Origin of the sequence: Polaribacter sp. R77954 (assembly GCF_044595335.1) — a bacterium.
GTDB lineage: Bacteria > Bacteroidota > Bacteroidia > Flavobacteriales > Flavobacteriaceae > Polaribacter.
This window is the reverse complement of the sequence record NZ_CP138992.1, coordinates 3,652,617-3,671,139: the sequence shown is the minus strand read 5'-3', so window position 1 is coordinate 3,671,139 and position 18,523 is coordinate 3,652,617. Positions and strand designations below refer to the sequence as shown.

26 protein-coding genes are annotated in these 18,523 nt (G+C 29.8%); 18 read left to right on the top strand and 8 right to left on the bottom strand.

Going from position 1 to position 18,523, the window contains the following annotated elements:
* The first annotated feature begins 61 nt into the window (after positions 1–61).
* The 18 genes from SJY27_RS15830 (at position 62) to SJY27_RS15745 (ending at position 13,143) form a co-directional block, all read left to right on the top strand.
* Positions 62–691, top strand: a complete 630-nt coding sequence (locus SJY27_RS15830) for a flavin reductase family protein (RefSeq protein WP_397445841.1) — start codon at positions 62–64, stop codon at positions 689–691.
* On the top strand, positions 688–2,112 hold the full coding sequence (locus SJY27_RS15825) for an SDR family oxidoreductase (RefSeq protein ID WP_397445839.1): 1,425 nt from the start codon (positions 688–690) through the stop codon (positions 2,110–2,112). Before SJY27_RS15830 ends, SJY27_RS15825 begins: the two co-directional genes overlap by 4 nt.
* 5 nt (positions 2,113–2,117) lie before the next feature.
* Complete coding sequence (locus tag SJY27_RS15820) at positions 2,118–2,252, top strand: DUF2256 domain-containing protein (RefSeq protein WP_397445838.1); 135 nt, start codon at positions 2,118–2,120, stop codon at positions 2,250–2,252.
* Positions 2,228–3,535: a DASH family cryptochrome gene (locus SJY27_RS15815; protein ID WP_397445837.1), complete on the top strand. Its 1,308-nt coding sequence runs from the start codon at positions 2,228–2,230 to the stop codon at positions 3,533–3,535. The genes SJY27_RS15820 and SJY27_RS15815 overlap by 25 nt, the downstream gene beginning before the upstream one ends.
* A gap of 1 nt (position 3,536) precedes the next feature.
* The gene (locus tag SJY27_RS15810; protein ID WP_397445836.1) at positions 3,537–5,021 is read left to right on the top strand and encodes a cryptochrome/photolyase family protein; all 1,485 of its coding nucleotides are present in this window, start codon (positions 3,537–3,539) and stop codon (positions 5,019–5,021) included.
* On the top strand, positions 5,014–6,498 hold the full coding sequence (locus SJY27_RS15805; RefSeq protein WP_397445835.1) for a deoxyribodipyrimidine photo-lyase/cryptochrome family protein: 1,485 nt from the start codon (positions 5,014–5,016) through the stop codon (positions 6,496–6,498). The genes SJY27_RS15810 and SJY27_RS15805 overlap by 8 nt, the downstream gene beginning before the upstream one ends.
* A gap of 92 nt (positions 6,499–6,590) precedes the next feature.
* Entirely contained in the window at positions 6,591–7,013 is a 423-nt protein-coding gene (locus SJY27_RS15800) for a hypothetical protein (protein WP_397447937.1), read from the top strand.
* Entirely contained in the window at positions 7,014–7,289 is a 276-nt protein-coding gene (locus SJY27_RS15795; protein WP_397445834.1) for a TIGR03643 family protein, read from the top strand.
* A 63-nt stretch (positions 7,290–7,352) separates the two neighbouring features.
* Complete coding sequence (folE, locus tag SJY27_RS15790) at positions 7,353–8,051, top strand: GTP cyclohydrolase I FolE (protein ID WP_397445833.1); 699 nt, start codon at positions 7,353–7,355, stop codon at positions 8,049–8,051.
* Between the two features lie 3 nt (positions 8,052–8,054).
* Positions 8,055–8,282, top strand: a complete 228-nt coding sequence (locus SJY27_RS15785; RefSeq protein WP_397445832.1) for a hypothetical protein — start codon at positions 8,055–8,057, stop codon at positions 8,280–8,282.
* A gap of 83 nt (positions 8,283–8,365) precedes the next feature.
* Positions 8,366–8,581, top strand: coding sequence for a hypothetical protein (locus tag SJY27_RS15780; RefSeq protein WP_397445831.1), 216 nt, complete (start codon positions 8,366–8,368; stop codon positions 8,579–8,581).
* Positions 8,582–8,587: 6 nt separating this feature from the next.
* The gene (locus SJY27_RS15775) at positions 8,588–9,271 is read left to right on the top strand and encodes an SDR family NAD(P)-dependent oxidoreductase (RefSeq protein WP_397445830.1); all 684 of its coding nucleotides are present in this window, start codon (positions 8,588–8,590) and stop codon (positions 9,269–9,271) included.
* Positions 9,272–9,281: 10 nt separating this feature from the next.
* Positions 9,282–9,755: a glutathione peroxidase gene (locus SJY27_RS15770; RefSeq protein ID WP_397445829.1), complete on the top strand. Its 474-nt coding sequence runs from the start codon at positions 9,282–9,284 to the stop codon at positions 9,753–9,755.
* A 4-nt stretch (positions 9,756–9,759) separates the two neighbouring features.
* Positions 9,760–9,930, top strand: a complete 171-nt coding sequence (locus SJY27_RS15765; protein WP_397445828.1) for a Lacal_2735 family protein — start codon at positions 9,760–9,762, stop codon at positions 9,928–9,930.
* Positions 9,930–10,391, top strand: coding sequence for a TspO/MBR family protein (locus SJY27_RS15760; protein ID WP_397445827.1), 462 nt, complete (start codon positions 9,930–9,932; stop codon positions 10,389–10,391). The genes SJY27_RS15765 and SJY27_RS15760 overlap by 1 nt, the downstream gene beginning before the upstream one ends.
* A gap of 21 nt (positions 10,392–10,412) precedes the next feature.
* Entirely contained in the window at positions 10,413–11,210 is a 798-nt protein-coding gene (locus tag SJY27_RS15755) for a DUF3050 domain-containing protein (protein WP_397445826.1), read from the top strand.
* 6 nt (positions 11,211–11,216) lie between these two features.
* Complete coding sequence (locus tag SJY27_RS15750; protein ID WP_397445825.1) at positions 11,217–11,687, top strand: cell division inhibitor; 471 nt, start codon at positions 11,217–11,219, stop codon at positions 11,685–11,687.
* Positions 11,688–11,841: 154 nt separating this feature from the next.
* Positions 11,842–13,143: a cryptochrome/photolyase family protein gene (locus SJY27_RS15745; protein WP_397447936.1), complete on the top strand. Its 1,302-nt coding sequence runs from the start codon at positions 11,842–11,844 to the stop codon at positions 13,141–13,143.
* Positions 13,144–13,378: 235 nt separating this feature from the next.
* Here SJY27_RS15745 and SJY27_RS15740 read toward each other — a convergent pair whose 3' ends face one another.
* From SJY27_RS15740 to SJY27_RS15705, 8 genes are all read right to left on the bottom strand, one after another.
* The gene (locus SJY27_RS15740; RefSeq protein ID WP_397445824.1) at positions 13,379–13,840 is read right to left on the bottom strand and encodes a DUF6428 family protein; all 462 of its coding nucleotides are present in this window, start codon (positions 13,838–13,840) and stop codon (positions 13,379–13,381) included.
* Positions 13,841–13,844: 4 nt separating this feature from the next.
* The gene (locus SJY27_RS15735; protein WP_397445823.1) at positions 13,845–14,456 is read right to left on the bottom strand and encodes a low molecular weight phosphatase family protein; all 612 of its coding nucleotides are present in this window, start codon (positions 14,454–14,456) and stop codon (positions 13,845–13,847) included.
* A 16-nt stretch (positions 14,457–14,472) separates the two neighbouring features.
* Positions 14,473–14,799, bottom strand: a complete 327-nt coding sequence (locus SJY27_RS15730; RefSeq protein WP_397445822.1) for an ArsR/SmtB family transcription factor — start codon at positions 14,797–14,799, stop codon at positions 14,473–14,475.
* A gap of 58 nt (positions 14,800–14,857) precedes the next feature.
* Positions 14,858–15,775 carry a hypothetical protein gene (locus SJY27_RS15725; protein WP_397445821.1) on the bottom strand — a complete coding sequence of 306 codons (918 nt, stop codon included), beginning with the start codon at positions 15,773–15,775 and terminating at the stop codon, positions 14,858–14,860.
* A 13-nt stretch (positions 15,776–15,788) separates the two neighbouring features.
* Positions 15,789–16,262 (bottom strand): hypothetical protein, encoded by a 474-nt coding sequence (locus tag SJY27_RS15720; protein ID WP_397445820.1) that lies wholly within the window; start codon positions 16,260–16,262, stop codon positions 15,789–15,791.
* A gap of 43 nt (positions 16,263–16,305) precedes the next feature.
* A complete protein-coding gene (locus SJY27_RS15715; protein WP_397445819.1) occupies positions 16,306–17,178 on the bottom strand; it encodes a hypothetical protein in 873 nt (290 codons plus the stop codon).
* Between the two features lie 82 nt (positions 17,179–17,260).
* Entirely contained in the window at positions 17,261–17,938 is a 678-nt protein-coding gene (locus tag SJY27_RS15710; RefSeq protein ID WP_397445818.1) for a hypothetical protein, read from the bottom strand.
* A 37-nt stretch (positions 17,939–17,975) separates the two neighbouring features.
* On the bottom strand, positions 17,976–18,515 hold the full coding sequence (locus SJY27_RS15705; RefSeq protein ID WP_397445817.1) for an RNA polymerase sigma factor: 540 nt from the start codon (positions 18,513–18,515) through the stop codon (positions 17,976–17,978).
* Positions 18,516–18,523: the final 8 nt, after the last annotated feature.

Here is an 18,523-nt window from a genome sequence, read left to right as displayed (position 1 = left end):
TTAACATAAAATATAATAAGTTAAACAATTTGTATCTTTGTTTATATCATAAACCAAGACTATGCAATTTTTTGACAATAAAGATATTTCAAACCTAAATAAAATTTTCAGAATTAACTTAATAAACAGTTGTTCTGGTTTTAAATCGGCAAATCTTTTAGGAACCATTTCAGAAGATGGAAATACAAACGTAGCCGTGTTTAGCTCTGTTACACATTTAGGCTCAAATCCACCAACTTTGGGTTTTATTTTAAGACCTACAACAGTGCCAAGAAATACGCACAAAAATTTAAAAGATACTGGTTATTTTACAATCAATCATATTTGGGAAGATGTGTTTGAAGATGCACATCATACTTCAGCTAAATATCCATATGATATTTCTGAATTTGATATGACCAATTTAGAACCTGAATTTAAGGGTGATTTTAATGCTCCTTTTGTTAAAAATGCACCAGTACAAATGGCAATGAAATTTATTGAAGAAATTTATGTGCCTTCTAATAATGTAATGCTCGTTGTTGCGCAAATTCAAGAGTTATATGTTAAAGATGAGTTGTTACAAGAAGATGGCTTAATCAACTTATCTGAAGGAAAAGTAGTAACCATAAACGGACTAGACACCTATGCTGTTCCACAATTTAAAAAGCAATTAAGTTATCAAAGACCAAAAGTGATAGAAAATATATGAAAATTCTAGTAACAGGTGCAACAGGTTATATTGGCAAACGTTTAATTCCTCTTTTATTAAATGATGGTCATGAAATCATATGCCCTGTTAGAGATAAAAAAAGAGCAGAAAATTATTATAAAGAACAACAAAATATAACGTTGATTGAAGCTGATTTTTTAGATGCTAGTTCTTTAAAAATAGTTCCTAAAGATATAGATGCTGCTTATTATTTAATTCACTCCATGTCGAATTCTGCCAAAGAATTTCACGTTTTAGAAGAAAAGTGCGCGTTTAATTTTAAGCGATTTGCAGAAACAACAACTATAAAACAAGTTATTTATTTAAGCGGAATTACCAACGACACAAAGCTTTCTAAACATTTATTATCAAGAAAAAATGTAGAAAATACATTAAGTTCAAAAAGTTATGCTTTAACTACTTTTAAAGCCGGAATTATAGTTGGTTCAGGAAGTTCGTCTTTCGAAATTATAAGAGATTTGGTTGAAAAACTACCAGCCATGATTGCGCCTAAATGGTTAGATACTAAAACACAACCGTTATCAATTCGAGATGTATTGGCTTTTTTACACAAAGCACTAGGCAAAAGAGAGTTATACAATACTTCTTACGATATTTTTGGTCCAGAAGTACTGACTTATAAAACCATGTTATTGCAGTTTGCAGAAGTAAGAAAACTAAAACGTTCAATTCTAACTGTGCCTGTAATGACACCAAAACTATCTTCTTATTGGTTGTACTTTGTAACCTCAACATCCTACAAATTAGCAAGTTCTTTAGTAAATTCTATGGGTGTAGAAGTTATTGGCAATAAAAGCAACATCAATAAAATTCTAGATGTTGAGCCCATGACGTATAAACAAGCTGTAAAATTAGCTTTTAAAAAAATTGAACAAAATAGTATTATTTCTAGTTGGAAAGATTCTTACATCAGTAGTGGAAAACTAAAAAATTATGTAGGTGAATTTATTAATGTACCCAAATATGGATGTTTTAAAGATTACAAGAAAAGAACTGTAAAAAACAGGGCAAAAACCATAGATAAAATTTGGGCCATTGGTGGCGAAACAGGTTGGTATTATGGCACCATTTTATGGAAAATTAGAGGTTTTTTAGATCAATTTTTTGGTGGTGCTGGCTTAAGAAGAGGCAGAAGACACCCAACAGAACTCAATGCTGGTGATGCCTTAGATTTTTGGCGAGTAATTTATGCTGATAAAGAAAAAGGTAAGCTCCTACTCTATGCCGAAATGATTTTACCAGGAGAAGCATGGTTAGAATTTAAAATTGAGGGTGAAAAATTATGCCAAACAGCAACATTTAGACCTGTAGGTTTGGCTGGTAGATTGTATTGGTATGCAGTAGTGCCTTTTCACTGGTTTATTTTTAATGGAATGATTAGCAAAATTGTAAAAGTTTAATTTTTTTGAAAAAACAACATTTACCCACAAAAATATGTATCGTTTGTGAAAGACCTTTTACTTGGCGAAAAAAGTGGGAAAAGAATTGGGAAAACGTTAAATATTGTAGTAAAAAATGCAGCAGCAACAAAAAAAAATAGGATTAGTTTGGTTTCGTAATAACTTACGAACAAGAGATAATGTTTCTTTACAAAAAGCAGTAACTGAAAACGAAAAGACAATTGCGGTCTATTTTTTTGACCCTAAATATTTTTCTTTGGATGAATTCGGGTTTCAAAAAACTGCAAAATTTAGAGCCAAATTTTTGCTTGAAACCATTGCTGATTTGCAACAAAATTTAGCTGAATTAAATATTACACTCCTCACCTATTTTGAGGCTCCAGAAAATAAATTAAAACAATTGTGTGATGAATTTTCTGTAGACGCCATCTACACTCAAAAGGAATGGACTCAAGAGGAAATTAAAACGAATAAAGCTGTAAAAAAATTGATTCCAAAAATTGATTTTATAGAAGATTATGATCAATTTTTATATCACCCAAATACAGTTTCTAATAACTTTAGTAACATCCCTAATGTTTTTACGGGTTTTCGTAAAAAATTAGAAAAGTACGTTGCAATTTTAGATGAAGTTGAGATTACCAAACTTCCTGAACATCATAAAATAGAGAATACAACTACAATTCCAACACTTAGTGATTTAGGTTTTGAAAATTTTACAATTCCACACAAAACTGCCTTTCCGTTTAAAGGTGGAGAAACTGAAGCTTTAAAACGATTGAATTATTATTTGTTTGAAAGCAAAAAGGTAAGTTTTTATAAAAAAACAAGAAACGGTTTGGTTGGAGTTGATTATGCTACAAAATTTTCTCCTTGGTTGGCAAACGGAAGCCTATCTGCCAAAACCATTTATCATCAAATAAAAAAATACGAAACTGAATTTGGTGAAAATCAGTCTACCTATTGGGTAATTTTTGAATTGATTTGGAGAGATTTTTTCAAATACATTTCTTTAAAATACGACAAAAACATCTTTAAAATCGGTGGTATTTTAGAAAGAGAATATCATTGGAATACAGATCAAGATATTATTCAGAGTTGGATTAATGGTGAAACCAAAGACGACTTTGTTAACGCAAATATGATTGAGTTGAAAGAAACTGGCTGGATGAGCAACAGAGGCAGACAAAATGTGGCTTCATACTTTGCGAAAGAACTCCTGCAAGATTGGCGAATTGGAGCAGCTTATTTTGAATCGCTTTTGTTAGATTATGATGTACATAGCAATTATGGCAATTGGATGTATGTGGCTGGAGTTGGTAACGATCCTAGAGACCGAAAATTCAACACCCAGTTACAAGCAGAACGTTATGACAGCAATCATAAATTTAGAAATTTATGGTTAGAAAAAACTTTGTTTTAGCATGAATATTACAGAAGTACATATCATTTTTCCGCATCAAATTTTTAAAACTAGTGATGTTTTAGAAACGGTTGATGACATCATATTAATTGAAGAATATTTATTTTTCAATCAATATAAGTTCCATCAACAAAAAATTGCCTTTCATAGAGCCAGTATGAAAGCTTATGAAAATTATCTCATCAAAAAGGATAAAAAAGTACGTTATATTGATGCTACAGACAAGTTGAGTGATGTTCGAAAATTGTTACCAAAATTAGCTGATGATGGCATTTCTAAAATCCATATTATAGATCCTACAGACAATTGGCTAGAAAAACACATTCATCAATCTAAAGGTGCTCTAGAAATTATTTGGTACAACAATCCTTTATTCATCAATAGTAAAGAAGAATTATCATCCTTTTTTAAACCCACTAAAAAGAAATTCTTTCAGACTTCATTCTATAAAAGTGAACGAAAAGAAAGAGCTATTTTAATGGATGGCAAAAATCCTGCTGGTGGTAAATGGACGTTTGATGATGAAAACAGAAAAAAATATCCGAAAGGAAAAACGCCACCATTAATTCAGTTTCCTAAACAAACAAATTATCAAACAGAAGCTGCAAAATATGTACACGAAAACTTTGCAGGTAATTACGGAAAACTGAATGATTATATCGTATATCCTGTTGATTTTAAAGCTGCAGAAGAATGGTTAACGCAATTTTTTGAAATCCGTTTTCACGAATTTGGTGCGTATGAAGATGCTATTGTAAGAGAAGAACATTTTTTGAACCATAGTTTATTATCGCCTTTAATTAATGTGGGTTTATTGCATCCTAAAAAAGTCATTGAATTGGCCATTGAATATGCTAATAAAAATGATATCCCAATTAATTCTACTGAAGGATTTGTGCGTCAAATTTTGGGTTGGCGAGAATTTATAAGAGGAGTTTATGAAGCAAAAGGAACAGAAGAACGTACCAAAAATTTCTGGAAATTCTCTAGAAAAATTCCTAAATCGTTTTATAATGGAACAACTGGAATTCAACCTATAGACGATGTCATCAAAAAAGTAAACAAAACAGCATACGCACATCATATAGAACGTTTAATGATTTTAGGAAACTTTATGGTGTTGTGTGAATTTGACCCAGATGAAGTGTACCAATGGTTTATGGAGCTTTTTATTGATGCTTACGATTGGGTTATGGTGCCAAACGTTTATGGAATGAGTTTGTTTGCAGATGGTGGAATGATGAGTACAAAACCCTACATAAGCAGTAGTAATTATATTATGAAAATGAGTAATTACAAAAAAGGCGATTGGCAAAAAACTTGGGATGGTTTATTTTGGACTTTTATGGATAAGCACAAAGCATTCTTTTTAAGTAATCCTAGATTAGGAATGCTCATTAGAACTTTTGATAAAATGAATCAAGAGAAAAAAGAAGTACATTTTGAGAATGCAAAACAATTTTTTAACGAATTAGACAATGGCTGATAGAGAAGAAATTAATGTAGTTTGGTTAAAACGAGATTTGCGCTTGCAAGATAATGAAGCAATTAAAAACGCTTTAAAATCTGACAAACGTGTTTTATTTTTATATGTTTTTGAGAATTCTTTAATAAACGATCCTCATTATTCTGAGCGTCATTGGAATTTTATAAAACAATCTATTGTAGATCTTAATGAAGATTTACAAAAATACAATACAAAAATACTTACAGTTACTTCTGAAGTAATTACAGCGTTTAATCAATTACAAAATTACTATAAAATTAATACTGTTTTTTCGCATCAAGAAACCGGCTTGTTAATTACTTATAATAGAGACCGAGATTTTGCAAGATACTGCAGAAACAATACTATAAATTGGGTAGAAAACAATAATAACGGAGTTTTAAGAGGTTTATTAAACCGAGAAGATTGGTTTGATAAATGGGATGAATACATGAGTTCTGCACAATTTACATATCAAATAAAGTCAGAACAATGTATTTCTTTAAACGAATTTAAAACTGTAGAGCGCAGTTTTTTTACGACAAACTTATCTACAGAAAAACATCCTTTTTTTCAAAAAGGGGGTACAAAAACAGCCTGGAAATATGCTGATAGTTTTTTTAAAGAAAGACATAAAGAATACATGCATCATATTTCTAAACCAGCCTTATCAAGAATAAGTTCTAGCAGATTATCACCATATATTGCTTGGGGAAATCTTTCTATTCGCCAAGTTTATCAAGAAGCATTAGCGTATAAAACAGAAAGAAATAAGCGCTCTTTAGGTGCTTTTATCTCTAGGTTACGTTGGCAAGCTCATTTTATTCAAAAGTTTGAAATGGAGCATACTATGGAAGAAGCTAGTATAAACAAAGGATATCATAAGCTTAAAAAAAGTATTTCTTTAAGCTATCAAAAAGCGTGGAAAGAAGGGAACACAGGTTTCCCTTTAGTAGATGCTTCCATGCGTTGTTTGGTTGAAACTGGATATTTAAATTTCAGGATGCGATCCCTACTCGTGTCTTTTTTTACACATATTTTATGGCAACCTTGGCAAGCATCTACACACCATTTATCGCAGCAATTTTTAGATTTTGAGCCAGGTATTCATTTTCCGCAATTGCAAATGCAAGCTGCTGAAACTGGCATTAACAATGTGCGCATTTACAACCCTGTTAAAAATAGTTTAGAACATGATGCAGATGCTATTTTTATAAAAAAATGGGTGCCAGAACTTGCAAAATTGCCTTTACCTTTTATTCACGAACCTTATTTAATGACGCCTTTAGATCAGCAATTTAACAACTTTATTTTGGGTGAAAATTACCCTTTACCTATTGTAAATGGTAAATCTGCACGTAAAAAAGCCAGTGATATTCTTTTTAACATGAAAAAAAGATTTGATGTACTTATAGAAAATAAAAGAATCTTAAAAAAACATACTTTATCTGATAGAAATCAGTTGTTAACAGATTAAAATAGGCCTATTTATATGGATTCATAATGTTTTGTTAATTTATGTTTAACCTTTTTTAAAATATGTTAAACATTATTATATTTGAAGTAATTATGATTTACAACACAACACATACAAATAAAGAAGCGGACGCTATTTTTAATGACTTATTAGGCAAGCCTTATTCTTTTTTTAAAGCGATTAAATTAGGTGGTGTTGGTTCTAAAAGAATGATGATAGACATTGTTAGCCCAGGTTTTTTAAAATACATGAACACGGTTTCTGATATTAATTATGGTAATATAGAAATTAGGGAAAAAGGCATTATTGTTCATATCAATAAAGGGTTACAAAACTTTAGTTGGGCAATACCAACTTATCAGTTACACATTTATAAAACAAGTGGCTTTAGTATTCATGCTCAAGGTAATTTTGTACGCTTTAAAAAGAATAAATTATTGAAAGAAAATAAAAAGTTTCTCGACAAAATTATAGATCTAAAAATAGAAAACGACAAACAATACGAATTCTACTAGATGAAACAGTTAAACGAAATTGAAACAGATAGAATTATTGAAATGGCTTGGGAAGATAGAACAACTTTCGAATCCATTCAATTTCAATTTGGTCTAAAAGAACAAGAAGTTATTGATTTAATGCGCAGAGAAATGAAGCCATCAAGCTTTAGAATGTGGCGAAAAAGAGTGCAAGGAAGAAAAACAAAACATCAACAATTAAGAACTTTCGAAAAAGGAAGATTTAAATGTACAAGACAAAGAACAATATCAAACAACTCTATATCTAAAAGGTAATATGAACAGTGCTTTGCCTCTAAGATTAGAGTACTTAAGGACAGCACATTAAAAAGACACAAAATGATTACAGAAGTAATATTAAAAGAAAAAGAAGCATCAGAAAAATTAAACGGTTTTTCATTCGAAGAAGTTGGCGATGACCATTTATATACGGGTCTAGAAACACCAATGAAAAAAGATGCTTTTCAACTCTCAGACATCCAAAAGAAAAAAAAGATTGCTAATTTATTTTCTGAAATAATGGATGTTATGGGCTTAGACCTCACTGACGATTCTTTAAAAGGAACACCAGAAAGAGTAGCCAAAATGTATATTGATGAAATATTTTCTGGATTAAACCCAGCCAATAAACCAAAAGTAGCGTTGTTTGATAACAAATACCAATATAACCAAATGTTGGTAGAAAAAAACATCACATTTTATTCTAATTGCGAACACCATTTTGTGCCAATTATTGGTAAAGCACATGTTGCCTACATTTCATCTGGTAAAGTAATCGGATTATCAAAATTAAATAGAATTGTACAATACTATGCTAAAAGACCTCAGGTTCAAGAACGTTTAACCAACCAAATTGCAGAGGAACTTAAAGCTGTTTTAGACACGGAAGATGTAGCTGTTATTATAGACGCTAAACATCTATGTGTATCATCTAGAGGAATTAAAGATGATACTTCATCCACAGTAACTTCTTACTTTGGTGGTACATTTAATACCCAACAGAAAATCGTTGAATTGCAAAACACTTTAAAATACTAAGTTATGGAACTTATCAAAAAAGCTTTAGAATTTGAGAACAGAAAAATGAGATTTCCAACAACAAGTGATCGTATTTTAGCTTCTAGAGAAGCAAAATCTTTAATACTTGATCTTAATGAAATTTATAAAAAAAATAAAGATCAAAAAATAATGGATATCATGAAGCGTTTAACCGCTATAAAACAGCGTATAGAAAAACGTTTAAAAGGGAAACCTTTAACAGCTGCTTAAAATATAATAAATTCAGATTTTTCTTGCATTTCTAACTTTTATATCTATATTGCCAAATTAGATAAAAACAGAGAAGACAAAGAATGAATTTATTAGAAAGAGCTGTAGAGTTTGAGAATAGAAAATTCTCATTTAAAACAACCAGCGATCGTATTTTAGCATCAAGAGAAGTAAAAGCTTTAATATTAGAGCTTAATGAAGTATACAAAGTAGACAAAAATCCTGAAATAATGGATCTAATGAAGCGCTTGACAGCAGTTAAACAAAAAATTGAAAAGCGCTTGAAAGGAAGACCTTAAAGCAATATGAATAAAATTTTAGTTATTGGAGGAAGCAAAGGAATTGGTAATGCAATTGTAAATGCTCTAGTTAGTGAACATCAAATTATTAACATTAGTAGAACTGCTCCTTTGCAGACTCACAATAATCTAACACATTATAATTGTGATATTCTTACTGATGATTTACCAGAAATTGACAAAATAGATACTTTAATTTATTGTCCTGGTAGTATTAATTTAAAACCCATTTCTCGATTAAAATTAGACGAATTCAGAAATGATTTCGAAATTAATGTAATTGGTGCTGTAAAAGCTATTCAACAATATTTACCAGCTTTAAAAAAAGGAAATCACCCTTCAATTTTATTATTTAGTACAGTTGCTGCTAAATTAGGAATGCCATTTCATGCCAGTGTTGCTGCAGCAAAATCTGGTGTAGAAGGTTTAACAAAATCTTTAGGTGCAGAACTAGCACCAACTATTCGTGTAAATGCCATTGCACCTACTGTAACCAATACAGATTTGGCTGCAAAATTATTACGTAACGAACGTTTAATAGAAGGTATTAAAGAGCGTCATCCTCTTAAAAAATTCTTAGATCCAAAAGAAGTTGCAGATTTAGCAAGCTTTTTAATCTCTAACAAAGCAAATTCCATTTCAGGTCAAATATTTGAGCTAGACTGCGGAATTGTAAGTTTTAAAATATAACTTTTTGATTATGACAGATATTTATGAAATTGAGATGAATAGTCTCACGAATAATCCTATCCAATTTTCTGATTTTAAAGGCAAACATATTTTGTTTGTAAATGTTGCCTCTAAATGTGGTTTTACACCTCAATACAAAGAATTAGAACAATTACATAAAGATTATAAAAATGAAATTGTTGTAATTGGAGTGCCTTGCAACCAATTTGGAAAGCAAGAACCTGGTACAGCAGATGAAATTCAAGAATTTTGTCAGGTAAATTATGGAGTATCTTTTTTAATTACCGAAAAAGTTGATGTTAAAGGTCAAAATCAACATCCGCTTTACACTTGGTTAACTAATAAGAGTTTGAATGGCAATAAAAGTTCTTCTGTAAAATGGAACTTTCAAAAATATTTGGTTTCACCTACAGGTGAATTAATTGATTATTATTTTTCAATTACAAAACCAACAAGTAAAAAAATTACTAAATTCTTAAACTAAAAATATGTTTGGATTATTTAAAAAGAAATCTGAAGTTGAAAAACTACAAGAAAAATATAAAAAATTAATGGAAGAAGGCTTCAAATTGCAATCGATTAATAGAAGCGATAGCGATCAAAAATATTTAGAAGCTGATAATTTATTAAAAAAGATTGAAGGATTACAAGCTAAATAATGAGGCAAGCCAAGTTAACCTTTATTTTTATAATAGTAAATTTTAGTGGGTTAGCCATTGGCAACTGGTTTATGGATGGTGGCCCTATGACAGATTGGTACATCAATTTAAAAAAAGCACCTTGGACACCTCCAGGTTGGGTGTTTGGTGTAGCTTGGACAACAATTATGATTTGTTTTTCTATTTATTTAGGAAAACTTTTTTTAGTTGAAAACTCAAAGAAAATGACAGCTATCTTTATCATACAATTTATATTGAATGTTAGTTGGAACTTTCTTTTTTTTAAACAGCACTGGGTATTTTTAGGGCTGATAAACCTTAGCTTACTCACTGCCCTTTTATTTTTTTATTTCTTTAAATTCAGCAAAAAAGTAAAAAATTACAAATACCTGTTATTACCGTATATAATTTGGTTGTGCATTGCAACATCATTAAATCTATATGTTTTAATACATAATTAAATAAAAAAATCTCACGTTTTTATGAATCGCATACATCAAATTGAACAAAATATACAAAATTTAAGGTTGCAACTTCAGGAACACGAGTTGTATACCAATTTAAATACCATAGAAGATATAAAAGTTTTTATGGAGCATCATGTATTCGCTGTTTGGGATTTTATGTCGCTTTTAAAAAGTCTACAAAACCATTTAACAACCACTACATTACCTTGGACGCCTCCTAAAAATCCCACTTTATCAAGATTTATCAATGAAATTGTTCATGGAGAAGAAAGTGATGTTAACGAAATTGGCGAACCAAAAAGTCATTTTGAAATGTATATGGATGCCATGTTACAAATGAATGCAAACACCCAAAATATAACACATTTTTTAAATGCAATAAATGCAGGTAATAGTTTAGATTATGCATTTAGTGAAATTCAAGTTGATCAAAGAATTGTTGATTTTGTAAAATATACATTCTCTATTATTCAAACCAACAAACCCCACCTTATTGCTTCAGCATTTACTTTTGGCAGAGAAGATGTTATACCAGATATGTTTATTGAGATTTTAAAAAACTCAGATGCAAAAAACACCTCTTTCTATAAACTAAAATATTATTTAGAACGCCATATAGCTTTAGATGGAGATGAACATGGCCCTTTATCTTTAAAAATGGTTAAAGAGCTTTGTGGAAAAGATAGCAAAAAATGGGAGGATGCAAACTTTGTGGCAAAAGAATCTTTACTAAAAAGAATACAACTTTGGTATGGCATAAATGACCTAATTACAAGAAAAAAAACTTCTGAACCTAGCCCTATTTTAAATTAATTAATTGTGAAAATATATACATTTCATAGAAAACAAAAGTTTCCGATTTCATTAGATGATGCTTGGAATTTTTTATCAAACCCAAAAAATTTAAAAATCATTACTCCAGATTATATGGGTTTTAACATCGAATCTGGGGCAGACAGGCCTTTGTATGCAGGACAAATTATACAATATATAGTTACGCCACTTTTAGGCATTAAAACCAAATGGGTTTCTAAAATTACACAAGTAAAACACAAAGAATATTTTGTAGACGAACAATTGTATGGCCCATATGCTTTGTGGGATCATAAACATTTTATCAAAGAAGTTAAAGGTGGTGTTGAGTTTGAAGATATCATACACTACAAAGTACCTTTAGGTTTTTTAGGGCAATTAGTACATCCGTTTTTGGTAAAACCTAAACTTGAAGAAATTTTTAATTACAGACAAGAAAAACTGATTGAACTTTTTGGCGAGTTTAAAGAAGCCTAGCATCTTATAAAAATTCAAAAATATCATACTGTGTTTCTAACACAGATTATTCCAAATAAATCGCCAGTAAAACTGAGTAAGGTTTCCCTTTTTTAAATAAATTTATAAAAAAGGGAACCATGACACGTTTTCTTTAAAAATGACAATTAATAGAATGAAAGAACAAAAAAACATATTCTGGTTTCGAAGGGATTTACGTTTAAACGATAATTGTGGTTTATATCATGCGTTAACCTCAGGTAAAAATGTACTGCCTATTTTTATTTTTGATGATGAAATCCTTTCTAAACTTCCTTCAGATGATGCTAGAGTAACCTTTTTACATCAAGAGCTAACCAATATCAACAATCAGCTGAAAGAAGTTGGTAGTTCTTTGGCAATATTTCATGGAAAACCAATTGATATATTTAAACAACTATCAGAAAAACATCAAATAGAAACCGTCTTTACAAATCGTGATTATGAACCTTATGCACAAGATAGAGATACCGAAATCAAAATACTTTTAAATACTGCAAACATCAACTTTAAGACTTTTAAAGACCAAGTTATTTACGAACGAAATGAAATCGTAAAACAAGATGGAGACCCTTATAAAGTCTATACACCATATTCTCGAAAATGGTTAGAAGCATTTCAAAATCAAGGGGTTCAATTGTATCCTTCAGAAGATAATTTAGAGTTTTTCATCAAAAATAAGCAGCATTCTTTTTTATCTTTAAGTGATATTGGTTTTAGGGAATCTAAAATTAAAGTGGAATCTTATACAGTTTCTCCAAAGTTGATTAATGAGTACGAAGAAACTAGAAACTTCCCTGCTCAAAATGCAACCTCAAAATTAGGAACTCATTTACGTTTTGGTACGGTTAGTGTTCGCAGAATGGTAGAAAAAGCATCTAAAAGTGATAATATTACTTTTTTAAAAGAACTGATTTGGCGCGAATTTTTTATGCAAATTTTATGGCATTTTCCACATACACCAAATAAGGCGTTTAAAGCCAAATATGATAATATTGATTGGAGAAATAATGAAACTGAATTTAAGGCTTGGTGCAAAGGACAAACTGGGTATCCTTTAGTAGATGCAGGAATGAGAGAACTCAATAAAACTGGTTTTATGCACAACAGAGTAAGAATGTTGGTAGGCAGTTTTTTATGCAAACATTTATTGATAGATTGGAGATGGGGTGAAGCTTATTTTGCAGAAAAATTACATGATTATGAAATGTCTAGCAATGTGGGTAATTGGCAATGGGTGGCAGGTTCTGGTGTAGATGCCTCACCTTATTTTAGAATTTTTAACCCCACAACTCAAATTAAAAAGTTTGATAAAGATTTTAAATATATCAAAAAATGGGTTCCAGAATTTCAAGAACTTAGCTACGCAAAAGAAATTGTAGATCATAAGTTTGCTAGAGAGCGCTGTTTAAAAGTGTATAAAGAAGCAGTTTCTTAAAAACCGCTTCTTTATTATTTGTATAAAAATAAATTTCTACAGGTAAACTATTACTTCATAGATTATGATAAAATCTATCATAAAAAAAGCGGTTTAAAATTTGTAATAATCTGTAATTTTTAAAGCGATTCAAGAAAATACACCATTGATTTTAATGGTAAGCTATCTCCATTACAGACTAATATACAAATTTTATTAATTTTTACATCGCCACATTTTAGCAAAATATAGTTGCCTAACAACACCCAGAACTTGGATTGCAACAAGAACTAACTGCTTGTGCTACTTTAATAACAGGTTTTGGAATTCCGCAAGCATCTAAAGCTAAACAAGCTGTTATTTTAGGAGTTAATAAAAAATTAGTACCATCAAAATCTAAATTATATTTACCAATAGTTACTTCACCTTGGTATTCTACTTCAATTTCTAAATCATCAAATTGAAATCTTTTTTCAGATAGCTCTATAATTTTTAACAACTTTTCTGGATGCAATCTGTGATTGTAATCTCTTTCTTCCCACAATTGAAAATTAATAACATTCTCTTGTCTTACTTTGCCACCACAATCAATAAAATCTTTGGTAATTTTACCTACTTCTGTAACATGAAAATGTGCTGGAACTAACTTTCCATTAGGCAATTGAAAAGCAATGGTTTCTAAATTTTGTAAATGATTTTTAATTTCTGATAATTTCATAATTTTATTTTTTAATTTTTGAAAACACATAGCTCATTTCAGTAGCTATTTGTAAACTTCTTTCCTGATATTTTTCGTTTTGTTGTGCAGTATTATCAAACAATTTTGGATCTTCAAAAGTAATTGGAATTCTTTTTTCTGCACCAGCAATAAAAGGGCAATTGCCATCTGCATGAGAGCACGTCATTATAGCTGCAAATGATGATTTTGGGTTAAATTCATCATCATATTTTTTTGAAAAACCGATAATAGCATGTGAGTTATCATCATATTTAACTGCATAAACAGGATTATTTGTTTCGGATAATTTATGTAAGTTAAAACCTTGATTTTGTAAAGTTTCTGCCACTTTAGGAAACATTGCTGTACTTTCTGTACCCCCAGAATAAGTAAATACATTATGAATACCATAGTAATTTGCCATTGTTTGTGCCCAGATTTGGCTTAAATGACTTCTTCTAGAATTGTGTGTACAAATAAAGTTAATACTTACTGCGTTATTCTGATTCACTTTTTCTTGAATATACTCAATTAATGGTTGTAAAATTTGTTTTCTGTTATCAGTAATTGCATCTATTTGCAAATGCGAAATGATATTTTCTATTTTTTGATTCATTATCAATAAGTTTCTTTTAACAACAATTTGTTGTTGCGTTTCTATCTAAAAATTTACCCAATATACTTTTTATGGCTCCCCAATTATCATCGTGAATACAATAACAAACACTTGTACCTTCTATGGTACCTTTTATCATACCTACTTTCTTTAACTCTTTTAAATGCTGAGAAATGGTTGGCTGCGCTAGTCCTATTTCTTTTACTAAATCTCCACAAACGCAAGACTGTAAGCGAATTAGATGATCTAAAATAGCAATTCTTGCAGGATGTCCTAATACTTTTGCAATGTTTGCTATTTTATTTTGTTCTTCTGTAAATATTTCTGACTTGGTTAAACCCATAATTAATTTATATATTGCAATATTACGATTAATTGATTATATAAAAAAAAGTTATGTATTATTTTCTATTAAAATCAAACATATATCCTAAAGAAAGATTAAAAAAACCTGTATTATTTATATTAGTTTCATTAGATAAAGCTCTAGGAATATTTAAGTTATAACCCAACTCAAAATCCCAAGAATGGGTAGAAATTGATAAGGGTATCGAAAACTGAGTATTTAACAAATCGAAGACATTTTGGGTAGTTGTAATGATTTTTAAACCACCAACTGTTCTTGCAAAGGTTTTAAACGTTATGGTTTGATCTGCAATTATAAAATTAATACTCGGTCTAAATCGTATTGCAAAATCAGAAGTTCTTTTTAAAGTGATATTTGCAAAACTATTAGATACAATTTGGTAAGATTCATCAGAACCAAATAAATAAGAGGCTGCAATGGTGGTACCTAATGTTCGCTTTTTATTTCTAACGCCGAAATTGATATCAATAGAATTTGTAAAATCATCAAAATCATCAGTATAAAAAAACTTGGTGTACCCAATATTATATACAAACGTATTATTTTTTCCGAATGTATTGAAGTAGCCTAAAGATAGGCTTGTAAAATCCCAAGCTGGTGCAAATTCTTGATAATAGATTCCTGAAATACTAGCGTTAAAACCAGAAGAATGGTAATAAGAAACTTGTGGAATAATGTTAAATTGGTCTGTACCAGAATCTCTACCAGAAAAAAAAGTGTTGCTGTTATAAGATACTGACGTATATAAAAAATTATAAGATAAACTAGTTTCTAGCAACTCATCTAAAAACTGTTGATCATCAAAAAAAAGTTCATCAATTAAGCCATCAATATCCTCTAAATTATCAACTGAATTTTCTTGTGCATAAGAACAAAAAGAGGTTGCTACTGAAAACAGTAGCAACCCAAAAACTTTAAAAGTTGTCTTTAATTCTTGATATAGATGTATCATAAATGCCTTAAAGCTAATTCCCCCTATTTCTTACTTTTTTGTCTTTATTATTATTAACTCTTGGCCCATCTTTTAATTCTCCTCTATCTTTAGAATTTCTAATTTTATCAATCCGTTCTTTTAACATTTTACGTTGCTCACCAGTTAAAGTTTTTCTAAATGTTTCTCTGGTTTTGCGTAAACGAACTTGCTGACTTTTTACCATACTTTTTTGATTGCTTGTAAAAGTAGCTACCAAACGTTTTCTAATTTCTGTTTTAGATATGGTTTTATCTCTTAAAATGGCCAATTGCTCTTGGGTTAAAGATGCTTTAAACGCTTCGCGATTGGCTTTAATCACTTCTCGTTCTTTCTGCAACAAATTTATTTGCTTTTGTGTAAGCTCTTTTTTAATTAAACTATAGCTAGTATCTTGAGCAAAAACTGTTGTATGAAATACCATCAAACCTAAAAAGCTAATTGTGTATATGATGTTTTTTAATTTCATTAGTTTTTTTTACTCATTAAAATTTGCTTAACAAATTTACAAATTAATTTGAACAACTTTCTTTGGCTGCTGTATAACTTTCTTGATCTTCTATAGTTTCTATAGTTCCGTCTTTATATTCAATATCTATTGGAAAATTGATTGCTGGTTTTACAGTTGCATCTGGATTGTCTTTTTTCCACGCTCTTAGTAATTTAAAATCAGCTCTTTCTGTTACTTCAATTACACTTGCATCTTCCATAGTAAAACTTACTGGCAACACCAATTTAAAACACTTTCTTTTGTCTTTTCCTTTTTTACAAGAATCTTTAATAGTACTTAATTCATCACTATCAATTAAGGTTTGTACAGTACCATCTTCTAAAGTTACATCTACAGGAAACACTAATTCTGGTCTTTCTGTAGCATCAGGATTTGCTGCATACCAGTCCTTTTTTAAACTCCAATCTTCTTTACTTTCTAAAGTGATAGAAGAATCATCTGGCATAATTAAAATGATAGGATATACAAATTCAAAGCATTTAGTACTACGTCCTCTTTTTTTATCGCTTGTAGTTATCAATTGTTTTCCTTGTGTATTAAAAAACACGTCACTTTCTGCATCTTGATAGGCAAGATCGTCAGAAACCACAGCTACTTTAAATCCTAAACCTTCTGCTAATTGTACTTTTTGTATGTATGTATCCGCTAAATCATCATTCATTACAGCAATTGTTGCAGAGGGTAAAGCAGATGCTTCAACAGTAATTTTTGTTGCACTTTCTATTTTTTGTATCAAAGTTGTATCATCTGTTGTGTCGATTGCTTCTGAATCTGAACAAGATGTAAATACTAAGGCTGATAAAATAAATGCGCTAATGGTAAAAAATAAAATACTAGATTTTAAAATGTTTTCTTTTGAAATTGTAGTTCTCATATTTAATGAATTTTAATTGTTAATAGTTTCTGTATACTTAGAACTACAATTTTTAAAATAGTTTGAAAAATTATTATTATTTTTATAAAATGATGGTTTCAACAAGATTTTCATCCATATAATCATCTAATAATGAGTCTTCTAAAATTAAGGTGTCTAAAATTAAATTATCTATTTTTTGTTCTTTTAATTCTGCTTTTACCACAACTTCATTAAATAAAGTAGCATCTGCAAAGGCATCTACATCTTCATCTGCAACCAATAAAGATTCAATTAAAACACCCTCATCAAAAGCTAAGGATTCTATAGTAAAACTATCAACATTATCTTGTTTAACTGTATTCTGCAGCCATATTGTAAGACTTAACATAAATACTAAAGAAGCTGCTGCAATGTATTTGAATTGAGGACGCATATAAAAAACCAATTGTTTTTTAGGTTGCTTCTCCTCTACTTTTGTGTCATTATTTGCATCTTCTTTAATTTTATCTAAAATGGAACGTTTAGATCTATCAAAATATCCTTCAGGAATATCAGTTCCTAAATATTCTTTGTGATGATTGGTAACCTCAGAAAAATCTTCTTTTAAAAATGTATGCGTTTCATTTTCAGATTTAATTTTATCTAAAATTGATACTTTAGATTTTGCAAAATAATCCTTAGGAATAGTGGTCCCTAAATAATCCTTATGATGTTGGGTAACCTCAGAAGTCTGCTTTTTTAAAAAGTTTTCATTATTTTGAGTAGTTTTTTCTTCCATATATAGTTAGACCCTAAGTGTTTTAAATAGTTTGAATTTATTCTACAATTTTTTGCTCAATAATTTTTACACAGCTATAATAAGTAGATTTTAATGTACTTTCTGATACATTTAAAATCTCTGAAATTTGCCGAAAACTTAATTCGTCAAAATATTTCATTTGAAAAACTCTTTTTTGTTTTTCTTTAAATCCTTCAATAATTGTGTTTAGTTTTTTCTGAATATCGTCACCATTAAAATATTCATCTTCAAATAAAACTTCTAAATTTGATTGAGAAACAGTTTCAATATTATCATAGCGTTTTTTATTATTTTTTTCTAGAAAACGAATAGATTCATTGTAGGCAATTCTATACATCCAGGTATGTAAACTACTTTTTTCTTGAAATTTGCCAATACTTTTATAAATTCTGATGAATGTATTTTGTAACACATCATCTGCATTTTCATGGGTATGCACTATTTTTCTAATATGCCAATACAACCGCTCTTGATAAACGTCAAGCAACTCCCCAAAAGCACGTTCTTTTTGTGTTGGGTTTTTTAACTTTTTAACAAGTTCTGCGTCTTTTCTCAAATCATATA

What these genes read in the sequence shown, in the direction of transcription:
- SJY27_RS15830 (WP_397445841.1), top strand. Translation starts at nt 62, where the DNA reads ATGCAATTTTTTGACAATAAAGATATTTCAAACCTAAATAAAATTTTC.
- SJY27_RS15825 (WP_397445839.1), top strand. Translation starts at nt 688, where the DNA reads ATGAAAATTCTAGTAACAGGTGCAACAGGTTATATTGGCAAACGTTTA.
- SJY27_RS15815 (WP_397445837.1), top strand. Translation starts at nt 2,228, where the DNA reads ATGCAGCAGCAACAAAAAAAAATAGGATTAGTTTGGTTTCGTAATAAC.
- SJY27_RS15810 (WP_397445836.1), top strand. Translation starts at nt 3,537, where the DNA reads ATGAATATTACAGAAGTACATATCATTTTTCCGCATCAAATTTTTAAA.
- SJY27_RS15805 (WP_397445835.1), top strand. Translation starts at nt 5,014, where the DNA reads ATGGCTGATAGAGAAGAAATTAATGTAGTTTGGTTAAAACGAGATTTG.
- SJY27_RS15800 (WP_397447937.1), top strand. Translation starts at nt 6,591, where the DNA reads ATGATTTACAACACAACACATACAAATAAAGAAGCGGACGCTATTTTT.
- SJY27_RS15795 (WP_397445834.1), top strand. Translation starts at nt 7,014, where the DNA reads ATGAAACAGTTAAACGAAATTGAAACAGATAGAATTATTGAAATGGCT.
- folE (WP_397445833.1), top strand. Translation starts at nt 7,353, where the DNA reads ATGATTACAGAAGTAATATTAAAAGAAAAAGAAGCATCAGAAAAATTA.
- SJY27_RS15785 (WP_397445832.1), top strand. Translation starts at nt 8,055, where the DNA reads ATGGAACTTATCAAAAAAGCTTTAGAATTTGAGAACAGAAAAATGAGA.
- SJY27_RS15780 (WP_397445831.1), top strand. Translation starts at nt 8,366, where the DNA reads ATGAATTTATTAGAAAGAGCTGTAGAGTTTGAGAATAGAAAATTCTCA.
- SJY27_RS15775 (WP_397445830.1), top strand. Translation starts at nt 8,588, where the DNA reads ATGAATAAAATTTTAGTTATTGGAGGAAGCAAAGGAATTGGTAATGCA.
- SJY27_RS15770 (WP_397445829.1), top strand. Translation starts at nt 9,282, where the DNA reads ATGACAGATATTTATGAAATTGAGATGAATAGTCTCACGAATAATCCT.
- SJY27_RS15765 (WP_397445828.1), top strand. Translation starts at nt 9,760, where the DNA reads ATGTTTGGATTATTTAAAAAGAAATCTGAAGTTGAAAAACTACAAGAA.
- SJY27_RS15760 (WP_397445827.1), top strand. Translation starts at nt 9,930, where the DNA reads ATGAGGCAAGCCAAGTTAACCTTTATTTTTATAATAGTAAATTTTAGT.
- SJY27_RS15755 (WP_397445826.1), top strand. Translation starts at nt 10,413, where the DNA reads ATGAATCGCATACATCAAATTGAACAAAATATACAAAATTTAAGGTTG.
- SJY27_RS15745 (WP_397447936.1), top strand. Translation starts at nt 11,842, where the DNA reads ATGAAAGAACAAAAAAACATATTCTGGTTTCGAAGGGATTTACGTTTA.
- SJY27_RS15740 (WP_397445824.1), bottom strand. Translation starts at nt 13,840, where the DNA reads ATGAAATTATCAGAAATTAAAAATCATTTACAAAATTTAGAAACCATT.
- SJY27_RS15735 (WP_397445823.1), bottom strand. Translation starts at nt 14,456, where the DNA reads ATGAATCAAAAAATAGAAAATATCATTTCGCATTTGCAAATAGATGCA.
- SJY27_RS15730 (WP_397445822.1), bottom strand. Translation starts at nt 14,799, where the DNA reads ATGGGTTTAACCAAGTCAGAAATATTTACAGAAGAACAAAATAAAATA.
- SJY27_RS15725 (WP_397445821.1), bottom strand. Translation starts at nt 15,775, where the DNA reads ATGATACATCTATATCAAGAATTAAAGACAACTTTTAAAGTTTTTGGG.
- SJY27_RS15720 (WP_397445820.1), bottom strand. Translation starts at nt 16,262, where the DNA reads ATGAAATTAAAAAACATCATATACACAATTAGCTTTTTAGGTTTGATG.
- SJY27_RS15715 (WP_397445819.1), bottom strand. Translation starts at nt 17,178, where the DNA reads ATGAGAACTACAATTTCAAAAGAAAACATTTTAAAATCTAGTATTTTA.
- SJY27_RS15710 (WP_397445818.1), bottom strand. Translation starts at nt 17,938, where the DNA reads ATGGAAGAAAAAACTACTCAAAATAATGAAAACTTTTTAAAAAAGCAG.